Below are 24,282 nucleotides of genomic sequence, written 5' to 3'. Positions count from 1 at the left end.
AAATGAAAAAAACGCTGTTAAGACTCACTGCAATTCACGCTATCGGCGCGGGATTAATGGGCTTCAGTGCGGTGGTATTTGCTGATGCAGCGGGGGAATTACAGTCGCGTTTAAATCAAGTGCATGTATTAAGTGCCGATTTTACCCAAACCGTAACTTCCGCCGGCGGTAAAAACGTACAACAAGGTAGTGGCAAAATTCAAATTAAACGTCCGAATTTATTCCGTATGGATACCCAATCGCCGCAGGAAACTCAAATTATTGCCGATGGTAAAACCCTTTGGTATTACGATCCTTTCGTGCAACAAGTGACTGCGCAATGGGTAAAAGATGCGGTAAACGACACGCCGTTTGTATTGCTTACTAGCAACGATAATAGTCATTGGAATCAATATTCCGTAACGCAACAAGCGGATACCTTTGTGTTAAAACCGAAATCGGCCAAGAGCAATATCAGACAGTTTGATATTCGTGTGGATAGCGGCGGTGTATTGAAAAATTTCAGCACAACGGAAAAAGACGGTCAAACTAACCTTTACGTGTTACGCAATATTACCAATCAAACTTTATCGGATAACTTGTTTCAATTCACGCCACCGAAAGGTGTCGAGTTGGATGACCAACGCAAAAAATAACTCAAAGAATAAAGGGCGTATTTTAAGTACGCCCTCAATTTTTTCCCAATTCATAGGAAATAATGATGCCTAATTTTGATTTCGATTTTGCTGAGAATAGCTTTCAGCCATTGGCGGCGAGAATGCGTCCGACTAATCTCGAGCAATATTTTGGTCAATCGCATTTAATCGGTGAAGGTAAACCGCTACGCAAAGCCATTCAAGCCGGTCATGTGCATTCAATGATTTTCTGGGGGCCGCCGGGTACTGGTAAAACCACCTTGGCGGAAATTATTGCTAACCGAATTAATGCCGATGTGGAACGTATTTCTGCTGTTACCGGCGGCATTAAAGAAATTCGCGACGCCATTGATCGCGCTAAACAAAACCGCCTTGCCGATCGTAAAACCGTTTTGTTTGTGGATGAAGTACATCGTTTCAACAAAAGTCAGCAAGATGCTTTTTTGCCGCATATTGAAGACGGTACTGTTATTTTTATCGGCGCGACTACAGAAAATCCGTCTTTTGAACTGAATAATGCATTGCTCTCACGGGTGCGGGTTTATGTGTTGAAATCCTTAACCGTGCAAGAAATCGAACAAGTATTGCAACGGGCCGTGCAAGATTCGGAACGCGGGCTGGGCAACGCGCGGTTGGTTTTAGAAGACAATATTTTGCATCTGCTTGCCGAATATGTGAATGGCGATGCCCGCCTTGCGCTTAATTCCCTTGAATTGATGGCTGATATGGCGGATGAAACCGAAAACGGTAAAAAAATCGACCACACTTTATTAAAAGAAGTGCTGGGCGAACGTCAAGCACGCTTTGATAAACAGGGCGATCGTTTTTATGATTTGATTTCCGCTTTACATAAATCCGTGCGCGGCTCGGCGCCTGATGCGGCGTTGTATTGGTATGCGCGTATTTTAACTGCCGGTGGCGATCCGCTTTATGTGGCAAGACGTTTGCTGGCGATCGCATCGGAAGACGTTGGCAATGCGGATCCGCGTGCCATGCAAGTAGCGCTTGCCGCTTGGGATTGTTTCACCCGCGTGGGCCCTTATGAAGGCGAACGTGCTATTGCACAAGCGATTATATATCTCGCCGTCGCGCCGAAGAGCAATGCCGTTTACACCGCATTCAACGCCGCAAAACAACAGGCCAAAGCGTTACCGGATTATGACGTACCGCCGCATTTACGCAATGCACCGACTAATCTAATGAAACAGCTTGGCTATGGCGCGGAATATCGTTATGCGCACGATGAGCCGAATGCTTATGCGGCAGGGGAAAATTATTTTCCGCAAGAAATGAAAGACACGCAATATTATTTTCCGACCAATCGCGGGATGGAAATTCAAATTAAAGAAAAGCTGGAACGCTTGCGTGAACAAGATAAAAATGCCTTGAAAAAAAGGTATCAGTAAAACAGTAATAAAATGCGGCTTATAGGCATAAAAGCACGTACTAAAAAGCGATCTTTTTATAAAAAATTTCTTTTTGCTTTATTAAAAACGCAGCGGGTCTTAGCAAAATAAATAGAGAAAGCGAGATAAAACAATGAAATAAGCTTTTTCTTATTTTACAAAAATAAGACATGAAACGAGTTGAAAGCAAGACTCGACGAAGTATAATCGGCGCCTTATTTTTATTTTATTCGGATTTCTTTATGACAAGCGCAAATTCCAAAGCCTTTTTAGTGATTTTACTCGGCGTACTTTCCGCCTTCGGACCTTTCGTGGTGGATTTATATCTACCGTCATTGCCACAATTGGCGACCTTCTTTAACAGCACCGCATCCATGACCCAATTGACCTTAACCTCCGCGATGATCGGATTGGCGCTGGGACAATTGCTGCTTGGCCCGATTAGCGACAAATTTGGTCGTAAAAAGCCACTGGTTATTTCCTTGCTGATTTATATTGTTAGCACGATTTTTATTGTGTTTGCGCCGAATATCGAAACGATGATCGCACTACGCCTCATACAAGGTTTATCTTCGGCGGGCGGCGTGGTGATTTCCCGTGCGATAGCGACGGATTTGTACCGCGGCCGCGAAATGACACGTTTCTTCGGCTTGTTGATGACCATCAATGGCATGGCGCCAATTGTTTCGCCGATTCTCGGCAGCCTTTTATTGGAATACATCAGCTGGAAAGGCGTGTTTGCCTTCTTGGCATTGATTGGTGTCGCGGTGTTGGCTTTTTGTTTTCGTTTAAAAGAAAGTCTGAGCTCGGAAAATCGCTTGCAAGGTTCGCTGTTTTTCACTTTTTCTGCTTTTGCCAAAATTGTCAAAAATCGATTATTTATGAGCTACGTAGGCATTGAAAGTTTCTTGCTTGGTGCAATGTTCGCCTACATCGCGGCATCGCCGTTTATTTTACAAAGTTTTTACGGCTTGAGCGCCTTTGCTTTTGGTTTATGTTTTGGCGCGAATGGCGCGGCGTTAGTTATCGGCACCAATGTCGGCGCGAAGTGGCCAAATAGCACCGCATTGAAGGCCGGTGTGGCGGGCTTTTTCGTCGCCGCAATTTATACCATTGCGGTATTAATGATTCAGCCGCATTGGTTTTGGGTGGAAATTGGTTTCTTTGTGATGTTGCTATTAATGGGCTTAACGTTTCCGGCCATTTCGTCCCTAGCAATGGAAAGCGAACGTCAATATGCCGGCAGCGCCTCCGCCTTGTTAGGATTCGCCCCATTCTTTTTAGGCGGTATAGTCTCGCCATTAGTCGGCATTGGCGATATTTTTTACGCCACAGCAAGCGTAATTTTGGTGTGCGGATTGTTAGGTTTACTCATTTATTTGGCAATTCGCAAGCACATTGCGAATGTTGACTGATTACAAAGCACGTTTGTTTGCCTAGAATAAAAAAGCCTTGAAATTGTTATTTTCAAGGCTTTTTAGAATTTGATAAGTTTGCTTTGGATGGTGATTTGGTGGAGCTGGCGGGAGTTGAACCCGCGCATTAATAACACTTAACTAATTGAATGTTAAAGAATATTTTCATTTTCAATTATTGCGCGGATCAAATACGTACCTTTCGGAAATTATTTACTTGTTTTCCCTTCGTACTCTTTCAAGAAACGTCCGTAATGACGGAAAAGCATTTCGGGGCCTTTATGTCCCATTTGTTTTGATAGCCAAAACAGGTTTGCACCTTGTGAAATATGCATTGTAGCAAAAGTGTGACGTGTTTGGTAAGGGTTTCTATAGCGTACTCCAGCTTGCGCTAAAGTTGGAACCCATGCCTTTTTTCGGATTGCATCCGACGATGCCCAAGGTTGCTTAGTTTTTGGATCGCAGAAAATAAAATCACAATCTCGTGTGAAATCTTGTTGGTCTCTTAATGCGCTCAATGCAACTTCATCAAGATCGATAATACGATTCCCAGATTTCGTTTTTGTGCCTTTCACTACGCCTACAACTTTTGCTTTTTGGATGTGAGCAGTCTGTTCAGTAAAATCAATATCAATCCAACGCAGAGCACACAATTCTGAACTACGTAAGCCGGTTCTTAATGCAAAACAAAATAGGTTACGCCATTGTTGAAAACGGCAATTATCAAGAATCAATCCAATTTCTTCGGGCGTAAACGGATCGACTTCGTATTCATCACTTTGCTGCGAGGTGGTGGATTTATAACGATCGACTGAAATTTGAGATACAGGATTTATCTGTATTACACCATCTGTTACAGCCTCGTCAATTGCACTACGCAAGACAGATAATTTATTTCTGATCGTCTTGGTTGTTGTGTGTTGCTGTTTTATCCAGTTTTTAACCATTGCAGGCGTTAAACTACTTACGGCAACCTTGTGAAAACTGGAAAGCTCATTGACTATCCTTTGATAACCAACAATAGTGGACGGTGAGAGCTTACGCACTTTTGCCGTTTCGATATACTCATCAAGATAATGCTTTACTGTAACGCCATCAATAAGTTTTCCAAAAATTTTAAGACGGGAGGAAGTAGAGAAGTAGTCAGCATAATTGAATGTATTGCGCTCAATTTTATTTCGAATTTCGCCTAATAATCTTGCTGCATAATTGATATTTGATTGAGTAATGGGTAAAGAGAGTGGCTCACGACAGCGCACCCCTTTAAATGTGAAAGTGATATTAATCGTTTCGCTTGCCTTGTGCTTGCGAATTGTTACACCACGTGGATTTTGTTTTTTCTCGCCCATTTATCCACCTCTTCCAAGTCAATAAATCGCTCTTTACAACCTTCTACTTGTAGTACATGAACATCTTTTTGCCATATACCACGCTCTAATCGCCTATTTATTTGCGCTAGATTTAGCCCAAACACTTCACAGTATTTTGTGATTGGCATTGTTTTCGCCGGAATGATAATAATATTTTCCATATTTTCCTCCAATAAAAAACCGCCCAAAAGGGCGGCTTGAATTAATCATCTAAAGCGTTTTCAAAGACCGCACTTTTGCGGTCGTTGGTTATTCTGTTGGTGGTGGAGGGAGTGGTTGCCAGTGAGAGACGTAATAGCATTGATGTGGACTATGTCCGTCATCGCAATAAAACTTACCATCCATCAAGTACCCAATAAACTGATGAGATCCAAAGTCGCTAAGTATATCTATACCATAAAGTAAAACAGAGCAACTCTCGCCGTCCTCGTTGACTGGAGGCAATCTATCACTGCACTTAATCCAGCCGTTATTTTGCTCATGCTCAACAATAACCGGAGGTTGCACCATATACTTAAACTTCGCCACTGCATCCGCTCTATCTTGCTCAACAGAGGGCTGGCGAACAGGTAAATCAATCCAGCCAAGGATTACGCCATAACAAATACTTTTAATTAAATCCTGCGAGCCTTTTGAAAGTCCGTCACACCAACCTGAACTTAAGTTATATCCATCCTCGGCAATATCTAACGCGGATTGTTTAGCCTCCTCTGCGGTGTCATGGACATATAAATTCACATCGATCGCGTCATAACTAAAGTATTTACTCATCTTGTATCATCTCCGATATAGTTAACGCCTTTAACAAACAACATCCAATGCGTATTATTTAGCCTACCGGATTTATGTCCGATAATCGGTGTTGCTCCAATTGCGGATAAAATCTCTTTTACCGTGATTTGCGTTTCCGCCCACTTAAAAATAAGCGATCCGCCGTCATCAAGCACCCTCATACACTCATCAAAACCTTTTTTAAGCTGCGTTCGCCAATCCTCGTCAAGCCGTCCGTATTTTTTGACTAACCAAGATTTGTCACCGCCTTTGATTAAGTGGGGCGGGTCAAAAATTACACATTTAAAAGATTTATCCGGGTAGGGCATATCCGTGAAATCGTGGATAACATCCGGTGCAATTTTTAGCTGCCGCCCGTCACACAAGGTGCTTTCGAAAGCTCGGTTGTCGGCAAATAAAACGTGTGGATTTTGTTTGTCAAAGTGAAACATCCGACTGCCGCAGCACGCATCTAAAATTGGCTTGTAAGTCATAATTACCTCAAAATAAAAGACGCTCCAAGTGAGCGTCTTTATTAATCATCTTCATTCTTTTTAAAGAAATCATCAAAACTAATTGGATATGGCATATTCGTTACTTTGCCGGTTTCGTCGATTTTCATATCGATATAATCGCCGTATTCGCCCGGAATAACTCGATTTGGGACGTAGTCGTAAGAAATTTGCGCAACATACGCGCCGTCTTCATCCAGTAATGCGTAAATGCCTTCGTCAACTACTTTTAATGAAAAACTTCCTGATTTGCCCTGTGGCCAGTTTACTATCTTGTTGGTATCAAGGTCTATTTTCGCAATCCATTCATCGCCTTCGCGCATTGGAAAATCAAACGGCATGTCTTCTTCACCGTATCTGACCGGTACTTTAATTGCTATGTATTTAATATTTACTTTTTTGACTGTTGGGACTTCAACGAACATTTTATGTCTCCTTTATAAGGTTTGTAATCCACCACCGGCAACACATCAACCAGCGGCCTAGGTGAGTTGTAATCTTGCGGTGCATTAAATTGGCTTTTGGCCCACTCAATAAAATTATTTACGTAGTTATTAACTACCACAGGATAGCTTGCTGATTCCGCCGTTCGGCATGGTGCGCATTTCCGGGGCGTTGCCAAGGCGGCCGACAATAATGACTTTGTTAATTCCTGCCATTAGCTCATCTCCTGTATGAGTTGCTGATAATAGTCTTGCGCCGCTTCGACGCGTTGTTTGATTTTTTCGATAATTTCATTGTCACGTTTAATTGTGACGGTGGTAATTCGCTTGTCCTGCGGGATTTGTTCGACTAAGTCAATGTAACGTTCGGAATTGTCGTAAGTGCTTAATAGCTCAAACGGCGTCGGGAAAAGCACGAAATCAATTTGCGCTTCATCGCATTCCCACAACCACATATAGCCCTGCATTTGATAGTCATAACCCGCCTTTTTTGCTTTTTCTTCGGCTTCGTCGGTAAAAAACGGGTGCGTACCAATGTCCCATGAGCATTTTGTATCGATAATTAAGCGACGGGTTGGAACATAAACATCACATTCACCCGTCACCCAGTCGTTTTCGCGTCGCTCGTTGTTTTTTTTAAGAGGCAGTCCACGCTTGCGCGCGCTTAATTTGATCGCCTGTTCTTCTAACAAATTCCCTTTTTCGGTGTATTTGTTGCCCTCAAAATCTTGATAGCCGAACAAGTCTAATTTGGCAATTTTTCTGACCGCACTTTTGGCCGTGGCGGAAATTCCATCGCTTTTATTTTTCGGCACCGGCATTAAATCGGCGATGCCGGAACAGCGGGATTTAAAGTGGTACATCTTAGTTTCCTTGTTAAATTTTAGGTGTAACAATCCGCCGCAGGCTTAAAAAAGTGCGGTGGATTTTTGGTTGTTTTAGAAGTCGATTCTGACGGCTTTCGGGTCAAATTTGCGCAAGTGTTCTAATGCTCGCCAGTTTGTCATTGGGTCAATCTCAAACTCTTTGGTAATGCGATTTAAGATTTTGTTTGTTGAGCGTAACACGCTTAAATATTCGTAAGCCTGTCCGTAGATTTGCCCGCTCATATTCGAGCCTAAAACTCTGAAGGCTTTTTCGATGTGTTGGAAAGTGCCGACACCACGTTTGAAAGCAAACCATAACCAAATAAGCTGTTGGAGTTCGTACTCCGTGAATTCAAAGGTGAATTTCTTTTCAGGTTCGGGTAGTGCGATTTGTTTTGGTTGCACTTGATATTTTCCTGTTTTTCTAATTGCCGGTAACACTTCGGAAGTGACCCAGCGTTTTACTTTTTTAGCTTGCTCTAATTTTGAACTCAAGACTAATGAATACATTCCGCTTTCATTCACGAAGAGAACTTGAGCACGTTTATTGATGGTATTCACGACCTCACGTTTCGTTAGGTCGTCAGGATCTACGTGATCTTTAATCGCTTTATGTGGATTTTTATATTGCAATAACTCTGCAAGCTGAGCTGCTCTAAAAAAGATCTCATTGTTTTCTACAATGGTTTGAACAGGAGTGTTTTCAAATTTGAAGATAGTAAGATTTGACATATTGTAATCCTTGAGTATTTGTTTAAAACAAGCCATTTTTGAGAATGGCGTCGGGAGGCTCAAAAACCCACTCAAGGTAGGGCTGGACGTATTTCCTTTCGGTATTGTATTAGTCGCCCTCCCGACATAGTCAGGATTACGGATATAAAAAAATCGCCTTGTGGCGATTAGTGAACTATCCGCCTTGAGTTTTAGGTTTTGAGACCTTGGAGCGAATAGTAATATAAGAATTTGGGGTTGTCAATATCGGGGATCAACTACACAATCAGCGGTTACCGCACCCGAGCGGTTATTGATTTTGTTGGGCTTATTTCTCTTTCGAGTATTGTATTACACCTATCTCTCCCCGATAAAAAAATCTTATCTGTTGATGGCGGTTTTTGTCAATTAGATTGTAAAAGTTTTCATCACAAGCTGTTTATAGGCTTCTACAACTTGAGTAAATTTACTTTGCTCATCGTCATCAATACGAACCCCGAAAGAGGGCGTGCCGTCAATATTAGGAAAGACGAATCTTACGGAATTTTCTGAAAGATAATAAGCTGTGATAACAAGTCGAACCGGTTTTTTAGGGTAGGTTGTTGGGCCTTCTTCCAGTGCTAACGTTAATCCAAACGTGATATTCGGATTGTGTAAACAGTCATATTCGGCTTTAAGTTGGTGCTCGTCGCTTGGAACGCCCTCACAATCAGTTATTTTCACATAAGGTTCTGTCGGGGCTGGGTCATTAAGTTGTTTTTTGTAGGTTCTTTCGAGTAGTCCTAAATCCATTGCCAGCGCTACTCTAAGCTGTCTGATTTGCTCTCTTAATGTTGCTCTGCGTCCAATTAGAATGTCGTTGTATTGTTGCTGTTGTTTACATAAGTCTTGGTATGTGAGTGATGTCATTTTGTTCTCCTGTAAATTTTAGATACAAAAAAAGCCGTTTGAGACGGCTTGAAAGTGGGGGTATCTTAATCCGATGGCGGGCGGGTTGTCAATTTATTTATTCTGATCTTTTATTCTCAACTTCTTCCAACTCCGCAAACTGCTCTTGACTAAACTCATACGCACCGCTATCACAAAGCTCTTGCACTGTAGTTTCGCCGTTTTGAACACTTTGCTTGCATTGTTCAAAGGTAGTTTCATCAACGGCGACAACAATTTCACCATCAATGATATTGTCGTTGTAAGTGAATTCGCCTTCGTTTTTGATTACCGCCTGATCGGATAATACGGCCTGTTGCATTTCCACGGATAACGGGGCTTGCTTGGATAACAAGAGCTTAGTAACTGTTTTTAATGCCATGCTCTCAAAGTTGTCATGCCATACACCAAATCCTTTTTTAAACGTCTGACTGTAGCGCTGTGCGTGTTTAACAACATCATCATGGCTCATGTATAGCTCAGCGGAAAATCCATTAATGAGTTTAAAATAAGCGTAATATCCGATTGGATTCTCATCATCCTCAGGCTCTTGCTCCCAGTCAAAAATAAACCCGTTGATAAAGTCCTTTTTGACTAACTGCTTTTTGTAAACCGGTAGCGATACAAGTCGCTCAAACTGGCCGCTACGCTGGGCCAGCTGAATAAACCCTTTATAGCCGATCTGAAATTGAGCCTCGGTCTTTTTCTCTTTGCGGTTTTGATATGGGACGATATAAGCAAAACCTAAGCCGTTTTGTAGCGGGAGATTGAGTGTAGCTGCCATACAGGCGGCATTGAAAATACTCATCGGGTCGGCGGTTTTAAGCATTGAATTACTGTTGGCGATTTGCAGCACGCTAGTCGCAAAAGTAGCGGCATTTTTGCCGACTAATTCTTTGATTTTGTTTTGAATATTGGGTTTGTCGAAAAAGGCTTTTAATGCCGGTGGTTGTTTTTGTTGGGTTTGAACTTGGGTCGTCATTTTTTTACCTCACTTAATCTGGGTAATAGTCGTTTTTTCTTGCTTCAAGGTTACGCGCAGCGATCTCTTCGATGGCCACGCTGCGGAAGTCGTCATAACTCGCGCCACTGCCGATGGCAAGCCAGAAATTATTGTTGATGCTGAGTATTTCGGTGATTTCGCTGAAATAATCGCTTTTTTCGCCGCGGGCTTTTAAATCGGCATCGACGTTGGACTTTTCGCTATCTAAGGCGCAACCATAAGCTGCTTGATTGTCCAGTTCGCGCTGATGTTTTGCGTCGAGTTGGCTGTAATAATCGGCGTAAGCTTTCATACTTATTGTTCCTGCGTTGCCCGCACCATGTCGGTTTGTTTTTGTACGGTGTAACGTACTAATTCCGCTTCGGCCGCGGGGGTGAGATTCGGTTGCCAATCGCCGTGTTCTTCGCGCCAGATTTTGCGTGCTTCGGCGCGAGCGTCGGCTTGGATTTGTCGGCTGACGGCATCGTCGTGCCAGTCTGTGTTGGTGGCATACGCAGGGCGGAAAGCGATTAAAATCATCACAGCCAAAAACAGCAGCGCACCAACTGCAAGCCAGCCGGCGGTGACTTTTAAAAATTCTGTGAAACTGTGTTTTTCTTGCCGGATAAATATGTCTTTTGAACGTTTTGTATTCATTTTCATTTCCTTTTTATAAAAAAAGCCCTCCTTTTACGGAGGGCAAACCTAAGGAACCAATTTGATGGAAGATAACAACCATCAAGAACCACACTCGGCTTAAAGAATACGGTTTTTGATAGCTGCCTTTCTTTATGCTTGCAAGGCTCAAGCCCTCTTGTATGCGACTACAACGAGGAGTAAGATTCCATCTTGCGACTACATCTAAACAGGAGGAAATTATGAATAAACCAAAAGCAGATACATTGGCATTGATGTTTGCCCGCGATATATTAACGACCGCAACACAAACCCAAAGTGATCAAATGAATATCGTTACCACATATCACGCAAAAGCACTTGGTGAGTTTATTAAAGCACTTTCAACTGAACTTGAATCGCTTGATGAAAACACCGATACTATTCGGATTTTGAATATGTATAAGCCTGAATTAAAGTAAATGCCTCACATAAATGAGCAGCTACTTCATTTGGCTTAAGATTCGTGTTCTTTGCCGCACTTTCTAATACAGCCTGTTTGATTCGTTCTTTATCTCTTTCAGATAGGCTGTTTTCTTGTTTTTCTTCCATTTTTAACCTCGTTTGTTTTATGTTTGCCATTTCAAAGCGCACTCAAGAACATTCCTCTCACTGCGCGCGTTCGTTCGATTATTTGTAGAATGCGCTTTGAAATTTACCGTCTCTCCGGTATGTCACGCCTTTAGCTAACGTTTGCTGTCTGTCGCTTTTCCTTTTTTAACCATTTTAAAAACAGACCAAAAACAGTGGTTCGGTTGCTTACGTTTAGCTATTCCCACCCATTGGCTTTGTTTGCATTTCCGTAAGCATTCACACCGCAATGTAAGTTTTCTCCATCCGTTCATCGCTATTTGCGATCCGTCGGGATTGGCGTGTTATCACAACAAGACCATAAGTCACTTACTCCTAACTACTTATCGCTAATTAATCGGTGAGCTTTGTCATTCTCACTGCCGTTTTAACTGCGCTTAAGTATTGGTCGATGTGTTTTTAATCGTATTGTTAAAGAGCGTTGAGATTGTGTATCTCGTTTTGATGTGGCTAATTCTACTTAAAGTAGATTTAATTGCAACTAGAAATTGCATAAAAGTAGAAATATTTTCTATTAAAAGTAGTAAATATTTGATTTTTAATTGAATTTATTTTTGACTATTTGCTGAATTTGTGATCTAGATCACAGAAAAAAGAGAGTGGATTAGTGCGGATTTTAAAAAGTGCGGTCGGCGTTTAGTACAAAATTGAGAAGAAAAGGAAAAAATGAACAAATGAACTTGTTCAGTGAACAAAATAAAGTGCGGTAGGAATCGCGGGCAAAAGAAAACCGCCTAAGGGCGGTTTGTTGATTAGTTAATGTAGCAATAAGACTGTGGAGGTGTGCCAGATGGCAACACATCTGAAATTACTAACGGCTCATCGTATAACTTGAATGAATCAATTTCAAGTGCGTGTGCTAAAGCTCTTGAGGAGAAATATTGATCAAAGAAATTTTTAGTGATGCCGGAAAACTCCTTTGTTTTTTCCCAAAGAGATTCCGGGGTGTGAGATAGAGTATCTTTCACTTTAAATTCACCAACCACTTTCCCTACCGGCATTGTGGAATACACAACAACTGTTGTTATGCCTTCGCGTTTTGGTAGAGATTTTCTAAACTCAAATTTCTTTTCACCAGAAATAATTTTTTCTACAAATTCAGGCTTGATTGATAATAAAACTTTCATTTGCTTGCGATAACCTTAAAATACTACTAAATTGCTCATTAGAAATCTGTTCTAATACAATTCTAGTTTGATCTCCTATCACGCTATTGTCAAGTAATTGTTTCCGATTAATTCGTTTTGGCAAAGCTAAATTATAGGTAAACCTAATGATATATGGATATCGTTTTTCTCTATAAAATTTAGAAAGTTCACTAGCGTTAAATACACTAAATCGGCTGCAATATTGAAGATAAGATTCTTCTGTTGGGAATTCTGAGATATGGTGAACTTCCTCAACAACACAAACGGATGATACCACTGAACGATAATACGCAGATCCTTGTCCATCTCCAGTTCTATACATTACAAGAATATCACCTCTTTTTAATTTATATGCTCCATAAGCCCCGGATATGTAGATCTTATGTATACTGTTTGAATGTGAAACATCCTGAATTATATTTGGTGATTCATTAAATAAAATAGATTCTGGGAATAGACGAGTGTGATACTCAGGATGAATGGCTAGAAGGTATTTATTGGCATTGGGATCAACGTAAGGGTAGTCTAGAATAATATCGCCAACAACGTGCCGCATATCTCGCATATAAACATACTCTGTTCCATTCATAGTCTGTTTAGTACCGGCATAATAAAAACCATATTTTTGAAATAATTTAATGAGATAATCGTGTTTTTCAAATATAGTCAGATAAATAAGTTCAAAGTGATTAATGATTGCTATATCAAGAATTTTCTTTATAAAGCGCTGTCCTCTGAGCGTACCTTGCGGATTAAATTTAAATGTGCCAACTTTTAAAATATTACAATTATATATTGGTGGAACTATATCAAGAATTTCATTTTCTTGTTTTAGGTACAAAAAACCATCAATGCTATTATAATTGTAAAGGACATAAGCATATTCATTTTTCTCGGCTTTCCTTTTGAACCAGTCGGGGAACTCCATATAATCAGATTTTAAACTGTCAAAAAATGGGTCATCTAAATTAATATTTGAAAAACATTCAAATTTTAAATTGTCCATATTTCTTCCTTAGATTAGTCATTATAGATCAACAATATCCAGTGTTAGTTTCTATAGTAAAACTGAATACCAAAAAACTTTCCCAAGTACCGATATATCTTTTAGGTCGGCTGTTTCGTCTGGGTGTTCTTCGCTGTTATAACTACGTATTTTCACTTGTTCATTTGGCATGTTGTAGAGTAGTTTTATGCGCAACAAGCCGCCGTGATTGATAGCGTAAATCTTGCCGTCTCGGATTGTCTTATTGCCCAAATCAATTCCCACCGTTGTTCCATCCGGAATAACCGGCTCCATTGAATTTCCATCAGCAATCACACATACCGCATTTTCGTACTGTACGCCTTGTTTACGTAGTGTTGCCTTGGAGAAACGCAATTTGAAGTTGTTATAGTCCGCTATGTCATCAGCAAATCCGTTTCCAGCAGCAAGGCGAATGTCTTGATAAAACGGAACAGCGTATTCATCGCTATTTAGTGGCGTGTTGCGATCCCATAAGTCAAAGGCACCTACCTCTCTCACATTTGATTTTATGCTTTCTGTTGATTGCCCTTGTTTTTCGGTTTCTTCACTCGCCCCATACTTTAAGTAAGCAGGACTGACGCCGAAATATACCGCCATTGCCTCTATCTTCGCATCTCTCGGCGTGGCAGTTCCTAATATATATCTCCTAGCCATTTCATAAGTCACGCCCAAAGCGTCCTGTAAGTCACGAATACTCTTGTTTTGTTGCGTCATAAGTTCGGCAAGTCTGCTCGCAAGTGTCGTCATATAAACTCCCATTTCTACTATAGGTAGAAGATACATAAATAAAATAGTTGATTCAATTCTATTTTTAGTAGTAGAATTATGCTACTTTAAATAGATATGAGGGGTTAAAATGCTACCAATCGAAAAAGCTTACAAAATCGTGGGTGGGATTTCGGCTATGGCTCGTCATTTCAATCTTACTCCTTGGGCAGTTTCCAAGTGGCGTGAAAGAGTTCCGGCGGAACGTTGCGCAAAGATTGAAGAATTGACGCAAGGTAAAGTCAAGAAATCTGAATTGCGCCCTGATTTATGGAATTAATTTACCAACAGGTAAGCGCAATGGCACGCAATAAACTCACCCGATCCGCAAAACCACTTTCAGATCGGGTTATGAACAAATACTGGAAACAGAAACAATGCGAGATTGCGGACGAGATGGAATGTTCGCCGTCCACGTTGAGCCGTTTTGTCAGCAATGAAGACGCTAATCAGACGTTTAATTTTATTGCGGCAAATGGGTTTGATGTTTTCGATGTGAATTCTCACGTAGCAATTGAGAAATCAGAGTTGGAACTGCTTTTATTGGCGGCAAAAGGCTTTGACGACCGGTTGCGCGAGAAATATTTGGGCAAATAAAAAACCACGGCGGCAACCGTGGCAATTTAGGAAAAAATTAACATGGAAAATATTAATCAAAACGAGACGACAAGTCAAACACAATCAGCACAGATTTTAAAAGCACTCAAAAACGGCGAAAGATTAACGCACTTAGACGCGGAAAAGCGCTTTAACTGCTTACGTCTTGGCGCCCGTATCTATGACCTTAAAAAACGTGGGCATAACATCATCAGCAAAATGATTACCGTGCCAAGTGGAAAACGTGTTGCCCAGTATTGGTTGGAGGCGTGATGAGTAACGATCGTTTTATCCCAAATTCTTTCCAAGTCCCGAATGCGTTAGTTGATGACTTAATGGCGGAGCTTGGCGGCGTTGAGCTTAAATGCTATTTGCTTGTAATCCGCAAAACTAAAGGCTGGAGTAAAGAGTTTGACGCAATTTCACTCAGCCAATTTGTGACTTTTACGGGCGCGGGTAAAACTGCGGTAATTAACGCGTTAAAAAATCTTGTAGATGCCGGTCTTTTAGTCCGCAAAGTCGGCGCGAGAAATACTTCCGTTTACGCCATCAACTTGTTCAGAAATAGCACTAGTTCAGAAAGTGAACTAGTTCAGAAAGTGAACATCACTAGTTCAGAAAGTGAACCAGTCACTAGTTCAGAAAGTGAACACACAAAAAACAATATTAAAAACACTACACAAAATACAAATACTAACCTAACGGTTAGTAACGCGCGCGCGAGAAAAACCTCAAAAAGTGCGGTTGAAATTTTAGAGCAATTCGGGATCACCGGACAGCTTGCTAAAGATTTTATTGCTCATCGCAAAGCAAAAAAATCCGTTATCACCGAAACTGTGCTAAACGGATTTCGGCGTGAGGCCAACAAGGCGGGAATTCCGTTGGTGCAAGCAATCACAATATCAATCGAGCGAAATTGGCAGGGGTTTAGAGCTAGTTGGGATTGGCAAGATGGGCAACAGCGAGCACGCAAAGAATCTTTTGCCGAGAAAAACTCAAGCGACTGGTCTAGTCCTGAAAAAATGGCGGGGGCATTTTGATGAGTCAATTAACAACACAACAGCAAGTCGGCGCAAGACGCGTACCGGACCAAGCGCGCCACATGATTGACAAGATTTTTGAAAATCTCACTGCGAGCTGTCCGATTTTGCTCACGATTAGCAGGGAGCAGTTGGAAATCCTAAAGCAACAATGGATTTTAGGGTTTGCCGAAAACGGCATTAAAACCTTTGAACAAGTCAAGCGCGGCATGGCGGCAGCAAGGGCCAAAGCAAACGGTTATTTGCCAAGCGTGGGTGAGTTTGTGGCGTGGTGCAACGATATTGACTATCACTCGTTAGGTTTGCCGACAGAGTCCGAGTTGATTGCCAGACTAAAATCTTTTAGTGGTTACGCCAAGTATGACGAGCACAAATTTAAATACCGCTCAAAAGCGGAATATTGGCTACTGTCAACGATTTACAACAAGTATTGGAACAAGCGCGAAGAAGATTTGTTAAATGCGGCCCCTAAAGCGCTAAAAGACGCTGTGGAAAAAGTTAAAAGCGGTTACGAGTTTCCAGAAATTCCGGTGGCAATCGAACAAAAAATCGTGAATCTCCCACAGGAAAAAACATTACAACACATTGCCAACTGCAAGGCGGCATTAAAAGGATAAACGGCATGACAAACTTTGACAAGAACACATGGCAAACGCCGAAGTATGTTTTTAACTGGCTCAAAAACAAATTTGGCTGGTTTGATTTAGATGGCTGCGCAAATGCTAAAAACGCCTTGTGTTATCGATATATTGGTGAGCAAGGTATGGATGACGACGAGAATTTATCTATTGCCCCTGATTTTTTAGCCGACAACCTTTTTGATTTATTGGTTGGTGAAGTGGCTGAGGTTTGCTCTTTCCCGCTACGGATTTTCGTTAACCCGCCTTACAACAACCCACTGCCTTTTGTGTTGCGTGCAGCAGAATTACGCAAGGCTGGTTATTTTGTGGTGATGTTGTTGCCGTTGGATAAATCAACAGAATGGTTTGAGGTTATCCGGAAAGAGGCTAACGAGGTGATCGACATTATCGGGTTTACCGATCACAAGGGAAATTTTAATTCGGGCCGAATCAAATTTATCAATCCAGTGACTGGCAATGAGGTTGGTGGAAACAACAAAGGCTCAATGGTCGTAGTATTTGACCCTACAATGCAAGACTTTGTACAACGCTCAGTAAGTCTTGATTTTATTAAAAAAATAGGCGGTTACAATGACCGATAAGCAAACGTTTTTCTTGCGCAACGAACAAGTGCGGTCGAATTGCCAAGCGTTTATCCAAGACTTGCCAACAGACGACAAAAAGCCTTTGGTTATTAAAATCCAACCAATGACACGTAATCTTGAGCAAAATGCGAAATTTCACGCTATGTGCCAAGACGTGGCGAACCAAGCCGAATTTATGGGGCGGAAACTCTCTATGGAGCAATGGAAAGTCTTATTTATCTCCGGTCATGCAATCGCCACTAATCAAAAAGCGGATGTTGTGCCGGGGTTGGAGGGGGAATTTGTAAATATCCGTGAAAGCTCAGCAAAAATGAGTGTAAGTAGAATGGCGAGCCTTATTGAGTATGTGACTGCGTGGGGCGTAAACAATGGTGTTCATTTCAACGACAGATTCGGATTTTGGGGCGCAAGATGAAGTGTAAGACAAAGAAATGTAAAAACTGCGGCAACCTGTTTTATCCGGCAAATTCTCTCGCGAAAGTCTGCTCGGTGCAATGTGCTATGGAATATGCCAAGCAACAGGCAGCGGCCGAGCAAAACAAAGCGGAAAAGAAACGGCTTAAGGAACGCAAGGAGAAACTGAAAAGCCGCGCAGAGTGGCTCAGAGACGCGCAGGCGGTGTTTAATAAATTTATCCGGTTACGGGATAAAGACCAACCTTGTATTAGTTGCGGCCGCTATCATCAAGGGCAATACCATGCCGGGCATTATCGCAGCGTTGGGGCTTGTCCGGAATTAAGGTTCTGCGAACAAAACGTACACAAGCAATGCAGCGTATGTAATAACCATAAAAGCGGGAACATTATCGAATATCGGATAAATCTCGTCCGGCGCATTGGACAAAGTGCGGTGGAATTTTTGGAAAAGCAGGACCATGACCCGAAAAAATACACAATCGAAGACTGCAAGGCGATCATCAAACATTACAAAGCGAAAATTAAGGAGTTAGAGCAATGAAGCGGTTTGCCGAGTTAACGTTGACAGAGCAGCAAGAAGAGTTCGTCGATGAATGGATGTTTAAATGGGGGGCATGGGTGCGGTCCGGTCGATTAGACAAAGCACAGGTTAATATCATTGCTAAGCTAATGCAAAGCGTAGCATCTGCCGAACCAGGGGAACAAACCTGCGATGATGAAACAGGTTATATGATTAGCCAAATCGTCGATCGGTTCTTCGCAAAAAATGACCGCACTTTGCGTTTTATCATGTTTTCTTATTACGTCAATAAAAATCCAATTAATAGGATTGCTGTCAAGCTGCGCGAAAATAGCGGGGAGGTTAGCATGCAACCATGCGCGGGTAAATCAAATATTCGAGTTCCGAGCATTGATACATTTAAGAGAAATGTCAAAAAAGAACTTGGCCTAGCAAAAGCTATAATTCACGAACTTCTTGTAACTGGTTTCGTTCTTCTTAAAACTGGTGTACAAAATTCAAAAAATATAAAAATTACTTATTGACACCCCCTGCATACTTGCACTATCATTGGAATATATGGTGGTCATCGTGTAAGTGGTGTTTACCAAGTAGAATTTTATAACCCTGATCGGTTTTCCGGTCGGGGTTTTTTATTACCTCGCGGAACCAGCTTTTAACAAAGTAACACGAGGTGGAGTTATGAGAATGCAAGTATTTAAAGATATGCCCGTTGAATCTCAGTTTTGGGGTTGGTTAACCGGTCTCATTGGGGCATTGACCTTAAGTGAGTGGGCGGTATTAATTGGTATTTTTGTCACAGTCTGCGGCTATATCCGAGAATCGAGATATAAAAAGCGCATGTTAGAACTTGAAGAAATCCGTACCGGCATCCGAGATAAAAACGGGAAGTTAATCAAATGAAGCACCTTAAAACATTAGTGAAGTGCAGTGTTGTTGTTATCGCCGGAATTATTCTAGCTCAATATCCGGACGGAATCCGAACCGGTGAAGTCGGGTTGTTGGTTATCGGCAATGCGGAAGATTGTTATCGCGAGCCGTATAAATGCCCCGCCGATGTATGGACCGACGGAATCGGCAATACAAACGACGTAGTGCTTGGTCGTAAATTATCGGACGAAGAAATAGCAGAGCGTTGGAAAGATAACATCAAGATTGCTGAGAATTGCGTTAATCGTTGGGCAAATGGTAAAGAGTTGCCGCAAGGCGCATTTGAGGCAGCGGTATCAATCACGTTCAACGCCGGTTGCTCGAAGTTAAAACAAGCCTCGTTATTTAAATATGCCCGCGTAGGTGATATTAATTTAATGTGTAATCAATTCCCCCGCTGGGTGTACTCGCAGGGCAAAGTCCTGCCGGGTTTAGTCAAGCGTCGTAACGTGGAGAAAGCCTTATGTTTGGGATTAATAAAATCACCGGAACAATTATCGGCGTATCGGTGATTGTGATTTTGGGCTTGTGCGGTTGGACTTGGTACCAGTCTCAGAAGATATCTAGCCTAAAGGCCGAGAACCAAGCTCAAGCCCAAACCATTGAGACGCAAAGCGCAACAATAGCCAAACTGAAACAAGACGCGGCGGAAAATCAACGTGTTATGTTGGAATTATCAAAACAGGAAAGTGAAGCACGGAGCCAATCAGATGAAGTCATTAGAACAATCCCACAACAAGTTAAGCAAAGCAATGCTTATAACGCTAACGCTCCTAGTAATGTTATTGAGTTCCTGCGCAAGTAAACCAATTACTGCCACTTGCCCAGTGTTACCGGCGGCTTATATCGGTTACTTGGACAAGACAGGATTTGACGGCAAGACTTACGGTGATGTCACACAGTACGCCGTCATACTCAAACGCGAGCGCGATATGTGCCTGAATCGAGTTGATAAGATTCGTGAATGGCAAGTAGAACATGCTCAGCATTGATATTTCAATAGCCCTGCCTGCAGGGCGGGATAAGGTAAGCTATGAGCCGTGATAGTTGGCATTATTTATATAGTCGCAAAGCATGGAAACAATTACGACTTGACCACTTGGCAAAAGAACCTTTGTGTGTTTACTGCCAGCGCGAGGGCAAGATAACCCCCGCAACAGTAGTTGACCACATCAAAGCACACAAGGGCGATTTAAACCTATTCTATGACCCGAACAATTTACAGTCATTGTGTAAGGTTCATCACGATAGCTCAAAGCAAAAAGCAGAAACAAAAAACGTTAACGAAATTGGTTGCGATATAAACGGATTTCCGCTTGACCCCGAACATCCATTCAATAGGTAGGGGCGGGTAAAAAGTTCAGAAAGAAAAGGCTAAATACCGCCTGGGGAACTCTATTTTATCGCTATTACAGTTTTTCTACCCTTTTTTACAGCTTTATGAGGTGATTTTATGGGCGGACGCAAAGTCAGAAGTGATAGCACAGCCGCTAAAATCTTAGCCGCTAAAGCCGCACAAACCAAACTCCCACCGCCGCAAAAATTAACAAAAGCAGAAATGCGGTACTGGGAAAGCATTATCAACAGTCGAGCGTTAGACAGCTGGACACCAATTGACAAAGAACGCGCCGCTAAACTTGCCAAGCTCTATGTAGAAATTGATGACTATGAAAAGGAATTGGCTACTTCGGCTCGCCGGTGGGTGAAAACAGATACCGGCACAATGAAAATGCACCCGCTGCATTATGTAATCGAAGATTTGTATAAACGCGAAATCCAAATGTGCCGCAGTTTACAAATCCACAGCCGCGCGACAAATGGTGAAAGCCGTGATCAAGTGAAAACCAATCAGCTTTACCAAGATGTGCGCTTATCTATATCAGATGAAGATGATTTGATAGCAAGGGCAATTAACTAATGACCAAAGCAGAAAAAGTAATCGCATTTATTGAACGCTATTGCTTTGTGCCTGAGGGGGCTTCGGTTGGGCAACCAATAAAATTAGAACCATTTCAGAAAAAATTTATTATTGATGTTTACGATAATCCCGCTGGAACAAACCACGGGATTTTTTCTATTGGGCGGAAAAATGGCAAAACTGCCCTAATTGCTTGTTTATTGCTGGCGCATTTAGTCGGACCTGTCGCAGTACAAAATAGCCAAATTGTCAGTGGGGCATTAAGTCGTGATCAGGCTTCGATCGTTTTTAACCTTGCGGTAAAAATGGTGCAGTTTAACCCCCGATTAAGCAACATTGTATCAATTAAACCGTCAGGGAAACGTTTAGTCGGATTGCCGATGAATGTTGAATATAAGGCATTGGCGGCGGATGGTAGAACCGCGCAAGGTTTATCTCCTGTGTTAGCAATACTCGATGAAGTCGGGCAGGTGCAGGGTAGCCAGTCGGCATTCGTGGATGCAATTACGACTGCGCAAGGTGCGCACAAAGACCCGTTACTACTCACAATCAGTACACAGGCGGCGAATGACGCAGATTTATTGTCAATTTGGATTGATGACGCGAAAAGCAGTGGCGATCCGCACACGGTTTGTCATGTTTACACCGCCGATAAAGATTTGAAAATTACCGATCCGGAAGCGTGGAAACAAGCCAATCCGGCTTTAGGTGTTTTCCGCAGTGAAGATGATATTCGCAAACTTGCCGAAAAGGCTAACCGTATGCCAAGTTTTGAAAACACATTCCGTAACTTGAACTTGAATCAGCGCGTAAGCACTGTTTCAACCTTTGTTAGTCAGGACGTATGGAAAGAAAACGGCGGCGAGCCGGAAAGCCCGAGCGGTTTAACTGTATATGGCGGCTTGGACTTATCCGCGCGGACCGACTTAACCGCTTTTATTCTTACTGCGAAAGATTACAGCGGCGCAGTGAACGTTTATTCGTATTTTTGGACGCCTGAAATTGGTCTTTCAGACCGCGCAAAACGCGATCGTTCGCCTTATGACACATGGGCGAAACAAGGTTTTTTGCGTACGACACCGGGGGCGACTGTTGATTACGCGCACGTTGTGCGAGACATAGCGGAAATATTGCGTGATTTTGATATTGCCGCAATCGCTTTTGACCGTTGGCGGATTGATATTTTCAAAAAGGAAATGGACGCGCAGGGAATTAACCTGCCGTTGGTGCCATTTGGGCAGGGTTTTAAAGATATGTCGCCGGCGATTGACGCATTGGAAAGCGATTTGCTTAATTCGCAATTACGCCACGGCATGAACCCAGTTTTGACGATGTGCGCGGCAAATGCGGTCATTACGCAAGACCCGGCGGGAAATCGAAAATTTGAAAAACATAAAGCAACCGGACGCATTGACGGAATGGTTGCATTAGCAATGGCGCGGGGAATTTGTGAAGCAGCAGAAACACCGCAAGACATAGATTCATTTTTACAGGACATTATTATCGCATGAGTACATTAAACGATCAGGGCTGGTGGGCGCGATTTTATGACCGGTGGTTTAGTGGTGCAAAGCGTCTTGATAAAGGCTCAACAGCCGAACCATTTGTTAGCCAGTCGAGCGGCTCCGGTAGCAGTGTAGATGTAGAAAAATCACTGAAATTAAGTGCAGTATGGGCGTGCGTTCGTTTGCGCAGTCAGACGATTGCGTCCCTGCCGTTACATCTGAAAGACAGCGATCGCAAAATTGCCGCAAAGCACGACTTGTACAAAATAATTCACGATGCGCCAAATGCGGATATGTGTTCGAGCGAGTTTTGGGAAGCGCAGATTGCCAATCTTGACTTGTGGGGGAACGCGTATAGCCGCATTAATCGTATCGGCGGGCGCGTTGTATCGCTTGATATTCTTGATCCACAGTATATGCGCGTGAAACGTAGCGACAGTGGCGAAATCGTTTACATTTACACAAAAAATAACGTGGACGGCGGCGAATATCACGAATCAGAAATTTTACACTTCCGCGGTTTTACCCTTGACGGTTTAGTCGGGTTATCGCCAATCAGCTATCAGGCGAAAGTCATGGGGTTACAAATTGATGCCAATAACGCCGCGTCCAAAGCATTTAAAAACAACCTTAAAGCCGGTGGGTTTTTGAAAACCGGCGACCGTGTTTTGAACTCCGATCAGCGAAAATTAATGCGTGACGCATTGGCGGATTTTGGCAAGCCTGAAAATGCCGGTAAATGGATGATTTTAGAAGCAGGCATGGAACCGGCGAATATGTCCGGCGCGTGGATCAATCCACACGACGCGCAGTTGCTGGAAAGCCGCTATTTTGGCATTGAAGAAATCTGCCGCGCGTTTGGTGTGCCGCCGCAATTAGTCTTTAGCACGGATAAATCATCGTCTTGGGCGTCAAGTGCGGAGCAAATTAACCAAAATTTCTTAACGTACTCGCTCAATCCAATGCTAAAACGCATTGAGCAGACGATTTCGCGCAAGCTATTAAAGCCGGAAGAACGGTCAAAATTCTATCCGATTTTCAGCGTAGAGGGGCTGCTCCGCGCGGATAGTGCGGGGCGCGCAAGTTTTTATACCGCACTTTTACAAAATGGCGTGATGACGCGCAACGAAGTGCGAGCGTTAGAGAATTTGCCACCAGTAGAGGGGGCGGATCAATTAACCGTACAACTGAATTTAACCTCAATCGATAAAATCGGGGAACAACAAAATGACATTCAAAGTTAAAGATCTCACATTCAAAACAGAAGCCGTCAACGAAGACGGCTTTTTTTCTGGCTATTGCAATGTGTTTGATGTGAAAGACAGCTATGACGAAATCGTTCGTAAGGGCGCGTTTGATGAATCGCTTAAGGCGTGGAGTGCGCAAGGCAAAATGCCGCCGGTGTTGTGGAATCATGACCGTAATCAGCCGTTGGGTGTTTGGACGCTATTAAAAGAAGATGAACACGGCTTATACGGCGAGGGGCGTTTACTGGTAAACGATGTCGCTAAGGCAAAAGAAATCCACGCGCTTATGCGCGCCGGTGCGATTGACGGTTTATCTATCGGTTATCGCGTGGGCAAATGGGCTTATGACGAATCGGAAGATGTATTGGAGTTGTTGGAAATCGATTTGCGCGAAATCTCGATTGTAACGTTCCCAGCGAATGAAGCAAGCCGTGTCGAAACGGTTAAATCTGCGTTGGCAAAAGGCAGTTTGCCGACATTACCCGAATTTGAGAAAGCTCTGAGAGATTTAGGGTTTTCAAAAACGCAAGCAACGATTGTTGCTAGTCACGGCTTGCGCAAACTTCTTCAGGGCGAGCCTGAAAATAACCAAATTAGCAACGCAATTAACATTCTTAAATCTATCAATGGGGAAAATTAA

The 24,282-nt window shown here is 42.6% G+C and carries 37 protein-coding genes and 1 pseudogene; 22 read left to right on the top strand and 16 right to left on the bottom strand.

What is annotated here, in order from left to right; all coding sequences use genetic code 11:
* The first annotated feature begins 2 nt into the window (after positions 1–2).
* The 3 genes from lolA (at position 3) to ACO59Y_RS03325 (ending at position 3,456) form a co-directional block, all read left to right on the top strand.
* The gene (gene lolA, locus ACO59Y_RS03335) at positions 3–635 is read left to right on the top strand and encodes an outer membrane lipoprotein periplasmic chaperone LolA (RefSeq protein WP_486130626.1); all 633 of its coding nucleotides are present in this window, start codon (positions 3–5) and stop codon (positions 633–635) included.
* Between the two features lie 65 nt (positions 636–700).
* Complete coding sequence (locus tag ACO59Y_RS03330; RefSeq protein WP_486130694.1) at positions 701–2,041, top strand: replication-associated recombination protein A; 1,341 nt, start codon at positions 701–703, stop codon at positions 2,039–2,041.
* 242 nt (positions 2,042–2,283) lie between these two features.
* The gene (locus ACO59Y_RS03325; protein WP_486130624.1) at positions 2,284–3,456 is read left to right on the top strand and encodes a multidrug effflux MFS transporter; all 1,173 of its coding nucleotides are present in this window, start codon (positions 2,284–2,286) and stop codon (positions 3,454–3,456) included.
* A 209-nt stretch (positions 3,457–3,665) separates the two neighbouring features.
* On the opposite strand, the gene ACO59Y_RS03320 is transcribed toward ACO59Y_RS03325, so the two are convergent.
* The 12 genes and pseudogenes from ACO59Y_RS03320 to ACO59Y_RS03265 all read right to left on the bottom strand — a co-directional run bounded on the left by ACO59Y_RS03320 (position 3,666) and on the right by ACO59Y_RS03265 (position 10,695).
* A complete protein-coding gene (locus ACO59Y_RS03320; protein ID WP_486130622.1) occupies positions 3,666–4,805 on the bottom strand; it encodes an Arm DNA-binding domain-containing protein in 1,140 nt (379 codons plus the stop codon).
* Positions 4,772–4,987 (bottom strand): excisionase, encoded by a 216-nt coding sequence (locus ACO59Y_RS03315; RefSeq protein ID WP_486130620.1) that lies wholly within the window; start codon positions 4,985–4,987, stop codon positions 4,772–4,774. Before ACO59Y_RS03315 ends, ACO59Y_RS03320 begins: the two co-directional genes overlap by 34 nt.
* A gap of 88 nt (positions 4,988–5,075) precedes the next feature.
* The gene (locus ACO59Y_RS03310; RefSeq protein WP_486130618.1) at positions 5,076–5,597 is read right to left on the bottom strand and encodes a DUF551 domain-containing protein; all 522 of its coding nucleotides are present in this window, start codon (positions 5,595–5,597) and stop codon (positions 5,076–5,078) included.
* The gene (locus ACO59Y_RS03305; protein ID WP_486130616.1) at positions 5,594–6,091 is read right to left on the bottom strand and encodes a class I SAM-dependent methyltransferase; all 498 of its coding nucleotides are present in this window, start codon (positions 6,089–6,091) and stop codon (positions 5,594–5,596) included. Before ACO59Y_RS03305 ends, ACO59Y_RS03310 begins: the two co-directional genes overlap by 4 nt.
* Before the next feature lie 41 nt (positions 6,092–6,132).
* A complete protein-coding gene (locus tag ACO59Y_RS03300) occupies positions 6,133–6,534 on the bottom strand; it encodes a hypothetical protein (RefSeq protein WP_486130614.1) in 402 nt (133 codons plus the stop codon).
* Positions 6,535–6,693: 159 nt separating this feature from the next.
* A pseudogene (locus ACO59Y_RS03295) lies at positions 6,694–6,768 on the bottom strand (single-stranded DNA-binding protein); the annotation flags it as partial.
* Positions 6,768–7,415 (bottom strand): translocation protein TolB precursor, encoded by a 648-nt coding sequence (locus tag ACO59Y_RS03290; RefSeq protein WP_486130612.1) that lies wholly within the window; start codon positions 7,413–7,415, stop codon positions 6,768–6,770. The pseudogene ACO59Y_RS03295 and the gene ACO59Y_RS03290, both read right to left, overlap by 1 nt.
* 75 nt (positions 7,416–7,490) lie before the next feature.
* Positions 7,491–8,150 carry a P22AR C-terminal domain-containing protein gene (locus ACO59Y_RS03285; protein ID WP_486130610.1) on the bottom strand — a complete coding sequence of 220 codons (660 nt, stop codon included), beginning with the start codon at positions 8,148–8,150 and terminating at the stop codon, positions 7,491–7,493.
* Positions 8,151–8,537: 387 nt separating this feature from the next.
* The gene (locus tag ACO59Y_RS03280; RefSeq protein ID WP_486130608.1) at positions 8,538–9,038 is read right to left on the bottom strand and encodes a hypothetical protein; all 501 of its coding nucleotides are present in this window, start codon (positions 9,036–9,038) and stop codon (positions 8,538–8,540) included.
* A gap of 97 nt (positions 9,039–9,135) precedes the next feature.
* Complete coding sequence (locus ACO59Y_RS03275) at positions 9,136–10,038, bottom strand: recombinase RecT (protein WP_486130606.1); 903 nt, start codon at positions 10,036–10,038, stop codon at positions 9,136–9,138.
* Between the two features lie 13 nt (positions 10,039–10,051).
* Positions 10,052–10,351 carry a hypothetical protein gene (locus tag ACO59Y_RS03270; protein ID WP_486130604.1) on the bottom strand — a complete coding sequence of 100 codons (300 nt, stop codon included), beginning with the start codon at positions 10,349–10,351 and terminating at the stop codon, positions 10,052–10,054.
* Between the two features lie 2 nt (positions 10,352–10,353).
* Positions 10,354–10,695, bottom strand: a complete 342-nt coding sequence (locus ACO59Y_RS03265; RefSeq protein WP_486130602.1) for a hypothetical protein — start codon at positions 10,693–10,695, stop codon at positions 10,354–10,356.
* A 221-nt stretch (positions 10,696–10,916) separates the two neighbouring features.
* Between ACO59Y_RS03265 and ACO59Y_RS03260 the strand changes: the two genes are divergently transcribed.
* On the top strand, positions 10,917–11,135 hold the full coding sequence (locus ACO59Y_RS03260; protein WP_486130600.1) for a hypothetical protein: 219 nt from the start codon (positions 10,917–10,919) through the stop codon (positions 11,133–11,135).
* On the opposite strand, the gene ACO59Y_RS03255 is transcribed toward ACO59Y_RS03260, so the two are convergent.
* From ACO59Y_RS03255 to ACO59Y_RS03240, 4 genes are all read right to left on the bottom strand, one after another.
* Complete coding sequence (locus tag ACO59Y_RS03255) at positions 11,095–11,265, bottom strand: hypothetical protein (protein WP_486130598.1); 171 nt, start codon at positions 11,263–11,265, stop codon at positions 11,095–11,097. The genes ACO59Y_RS03260 and ACO59Y_RS03255 overlap by 41 nt on opposite strands.
* A gap of 791 nt (positions 11,266–12,056) precedes the next feature.
* Positions 12,057–12,431, bottom strand: coding sequence for an ASCH domain-containing protein (locus ACO59Y_RS03250; protein WP_486130596.1), 375 nt, complete (start codon positions 12,429–12,431; stop codon positions 12,057–12,059).
* Positions 12,403–13,458: an N-acetyltransferase gene (locus ACO59Y_RS03245; RefSeq protein ID WP_486130594.1), complete on the bottom strand. Its 1,056-nt coding sequence runs from the start codon at positions 13,456–13,458 to the stop codon at positions 12,403–12,405. Before ACO59Y_RS03245 ends, ACO59Y_RS03250 begins: the two co-directional genes overlap by 29 nt.
* A gap of 51 nt (positions 13,459–13,509) precedes the next feature.
* Positions 13,510–14,226, bottom strand: a complete 717-nt coding sequence (locus tag ACO59Y_RS03240) for an XRE family transcriptional regulator (RefSeq protein WP_486130592.1) — start codon at positions 14,224–14,226, stop codon at positions 13,510–13,512.
* 109 nt (positions 14,227–14,335) lie between these two features.
* Between ACO59Y_RS03240 and ACO59Y_RS03235 the strand changes: the two genes are divergently transcribed.
* From ACO59Y_RS03235 to ACO59Y_RS03150, 18 genes are all read left to right on the top strand, one after another.
* On the top strand, positions 14,336–14,524 hold the full coding sequence (locus ACO59Y_RS03235) for a transcriptional regulator (protein ID WP_015971225.1): 189 nt from the start codon (positions 14,336–14,338) through the stop codon (positions 14,522–14,524).
* 20 nt (positions 14,525–14,544) lie between these two features.
* A complete protein-coding gene (locus ACO59Y_RS03230) occupies positions 14,545–14,841 on the top strand; it encodes a hypothetical protein (protein WP_486130692.1) in 297 nt (98 codons plus the stop codon).
* Between the two features lie 42 nt (positions 14,842–14,883).
* A complete protein-coding gene (locus ACO59Y_RS03225) occupies positions 14,884–15,114 on the top strand; it encodes a helix-turn-helix domain-containing protein (protein ID WP_070714508.1) in 231 nt (76 codons plus the stop codon).
* Positions 15,114–15,881 (top strand): replication protein, encoded by a 768-nt coding sequence (locus tag ACO59Y_RS03220; protein ID WP_486130589.1) that lies wholly within the window; start codon positions 15,114–15,116, stop codon positions 15,879–15,881. Before ACO59Y_RS03225 ends, ACO59Y_RS03220 begins: the two co-directional genes overlap by 1 nt.
* Positions 15,881–16,498: a replication protein P gene (locus ACO59Y_RS03215; RefSeq protein ID WP_486130587.1), complete on the top strand. Its 618-nt coding sequence runs from the start codon at positions 15,881–15,883 to the stop codon at positions 16,496–16,498. Before ACO59Y_RS03220 ends, ACO59Y_RS03215 begins: the two co-directional genes overlap by 1 nt.
* A 5-nt stretch (positions 16,499–16,503) precedes the next feature.
* A complete protein-coding gene (locus ACO59Y_RS03210) occupies positions 16,504–17,103 on the top strand; it encodes a DNA N-6-adenine-methyltransferase (protein WP_486130585.1) in 600 nt (199 codons plus the stop codon).
* Complete coding sequence (locus tag ACO59Y_RS03205; protein ID WP_486130583.1) at positions 17,093–17,521, top strand: recombination protein NinB; 429 nt, start codon at positions 17,093–17,095, stop codon at positions 17,519–17,521. Before ACO59Y_RS03210 ends, ACO59Y_RS03205 begins: the two co-directional genes overlap by 11 nt.
* The gene (locus tag ACO59Y_RS03200; RefSeq protein ID WP_486130581.1) at positions 17,518–18,063 is read left to right on the top strand and encodes a recombination protein NinG; all 546 of its coding nucleotides are present in this window, start codon (positions 17,518–17,520) and stop codon (positions 18,061–18,063) included. The genes ACO59Y_RS03205 and ACO59Y_RS03200 overlap by 4 nt, the downstream gene beginning before the upstream one ends.
* Entirely contained in the window at positions 18,060–18,566 is a 507-nt protein-coding gene (locus ACO59Y_RS03195) for an antiterminator Q family protein (RefSeq protein ID WP_486130579.1), read from the top strand. Before ACO59Y_RS03200 ends, ACO59Y_RS03195 begins: the two co-directional genes overlap by 4 nt.
* 157 nt (positions 18,567–18,723) lie before the next feature.
* Positions 18,724–18,945, top strand: coding sequence for an HP1 family phage holin (locus tag ACO59Y_RS03190; protein ID WP_486130577.1), 222 nt, complete (start codon positions 18,724–18,726; stop codon positions 18,943–18,945).
* The gene (locus ACO59Y_RS03185; protein WP_486130575.1) at positions 18,942–19,484 is read left to right on the top strand and encodes a lysozyme; all 543 of its coding nucleotides are present in this window, start codon (positions 18,942–18,944) and stop codon (positions 19,482–19,484) included. Before ACO59Y_RS03190 ends, ACO59Y_RS03185 begins: the two co-directional genes overlap by 4 nt.
* Entirely contained in the window at positions 19,436–19,777 is a 342-nt protein-coding gene (locus ACO59Y_RS03180) for a DUF2570 family protein (RefSeq protein ID WP_486130573.1), read from the top strand. Before ACO59Y_RS03185 ends, ACO59Y_RS03180 begins: the two co-directional genes overlap by 49 nt.
* The gene (gene lysC / locus ACO59Y_RS03175) at positions 19,683–19,964 is read left to right on the top strand and encodes an Rz1-like lysis system protein LysC (protein WP_486130571.1); all 282 of its coding nucleotides are present in this window, start codon (positions 19,683–19,685) and stop codon (positions 19,962–19,964) included. The genes ACO59Y_RS03180 and lysC overlap by 95 nt, the downstream gene beginning before the upstream one ends.
* A gap of 41 nt (positions 19,965–20,005) precedes the next feature.
* Positions 20,006–20,317 carry an HNH endonuclease gene (locus tag ACO59Y_RS03170; RefSeq protein ID WP_083015894.1) on the top strand — a complete coding sequence of 104 codons (312 nt, stop codon included), beginning with the start codon at positions 20,006–20,008 and terminating at the stop codon, positions 20,315–20,317.
* 108 nt (positions 20,318–20,425) lie between these two features.
* Positions 20,426–20,890 (top strand): hypothetical protein, encoded by a 465-nt coding sequence (locus ACO59Y_RS03165; protein WP_486130569.1) that lies wholly within the window; start codon positions 20,426–20,428, stop codon positions 20,888–20,890.
* Positions 20,890–22,401, top strand: coding sequence for a terminase large subunit (locus ACO59Y_RS03160; RefSeq protein ID WP_486130567.1), 1,512 nt, complete (start codon positions 20,890–20,892; stop codon positions 22,399–22,401). Before ACO59Y_RS03165 ends, ACO59Y_RS03160 begins: the two co-directional genes overlap by 1 nt.
* Positions 22,398–23,639 (top strand): phage portal protein, encoded by a 1,242-nt coding sequence (locus ACO59Y_RS03155; RefSeq protein WP_486130565.1) that lies wholly within the window; start codon positions 22,398–22,400, stop codon positions 23,637–23,639. The genes ACO59Y_RS03160 and ACO59Y_RS03155 overlap by 4 nt, the downstream gene beginning before the upstream one ends.
* On the top strand, positions 23,623–24,282 hold the full coding sequence (locus ACO59Y_RS03150) for an HK97 family phage prohead protease (protein WP_486130563.1): 660 nt from the start codon (positions 23,623–23,625) through the stop codon (positions 24,280–24,282). The genes ACO59Y_RS03155 and ACO59Y_RS03150 overlap by 17 nt, the downstream gene beginning before the upstream one ends.

It is taken from the genome of Rodentibacter sp., from assembly GCF_057314195.1.
This window is presented reverse-complemented; position numbering and strand designations above follow the sequence as displayed.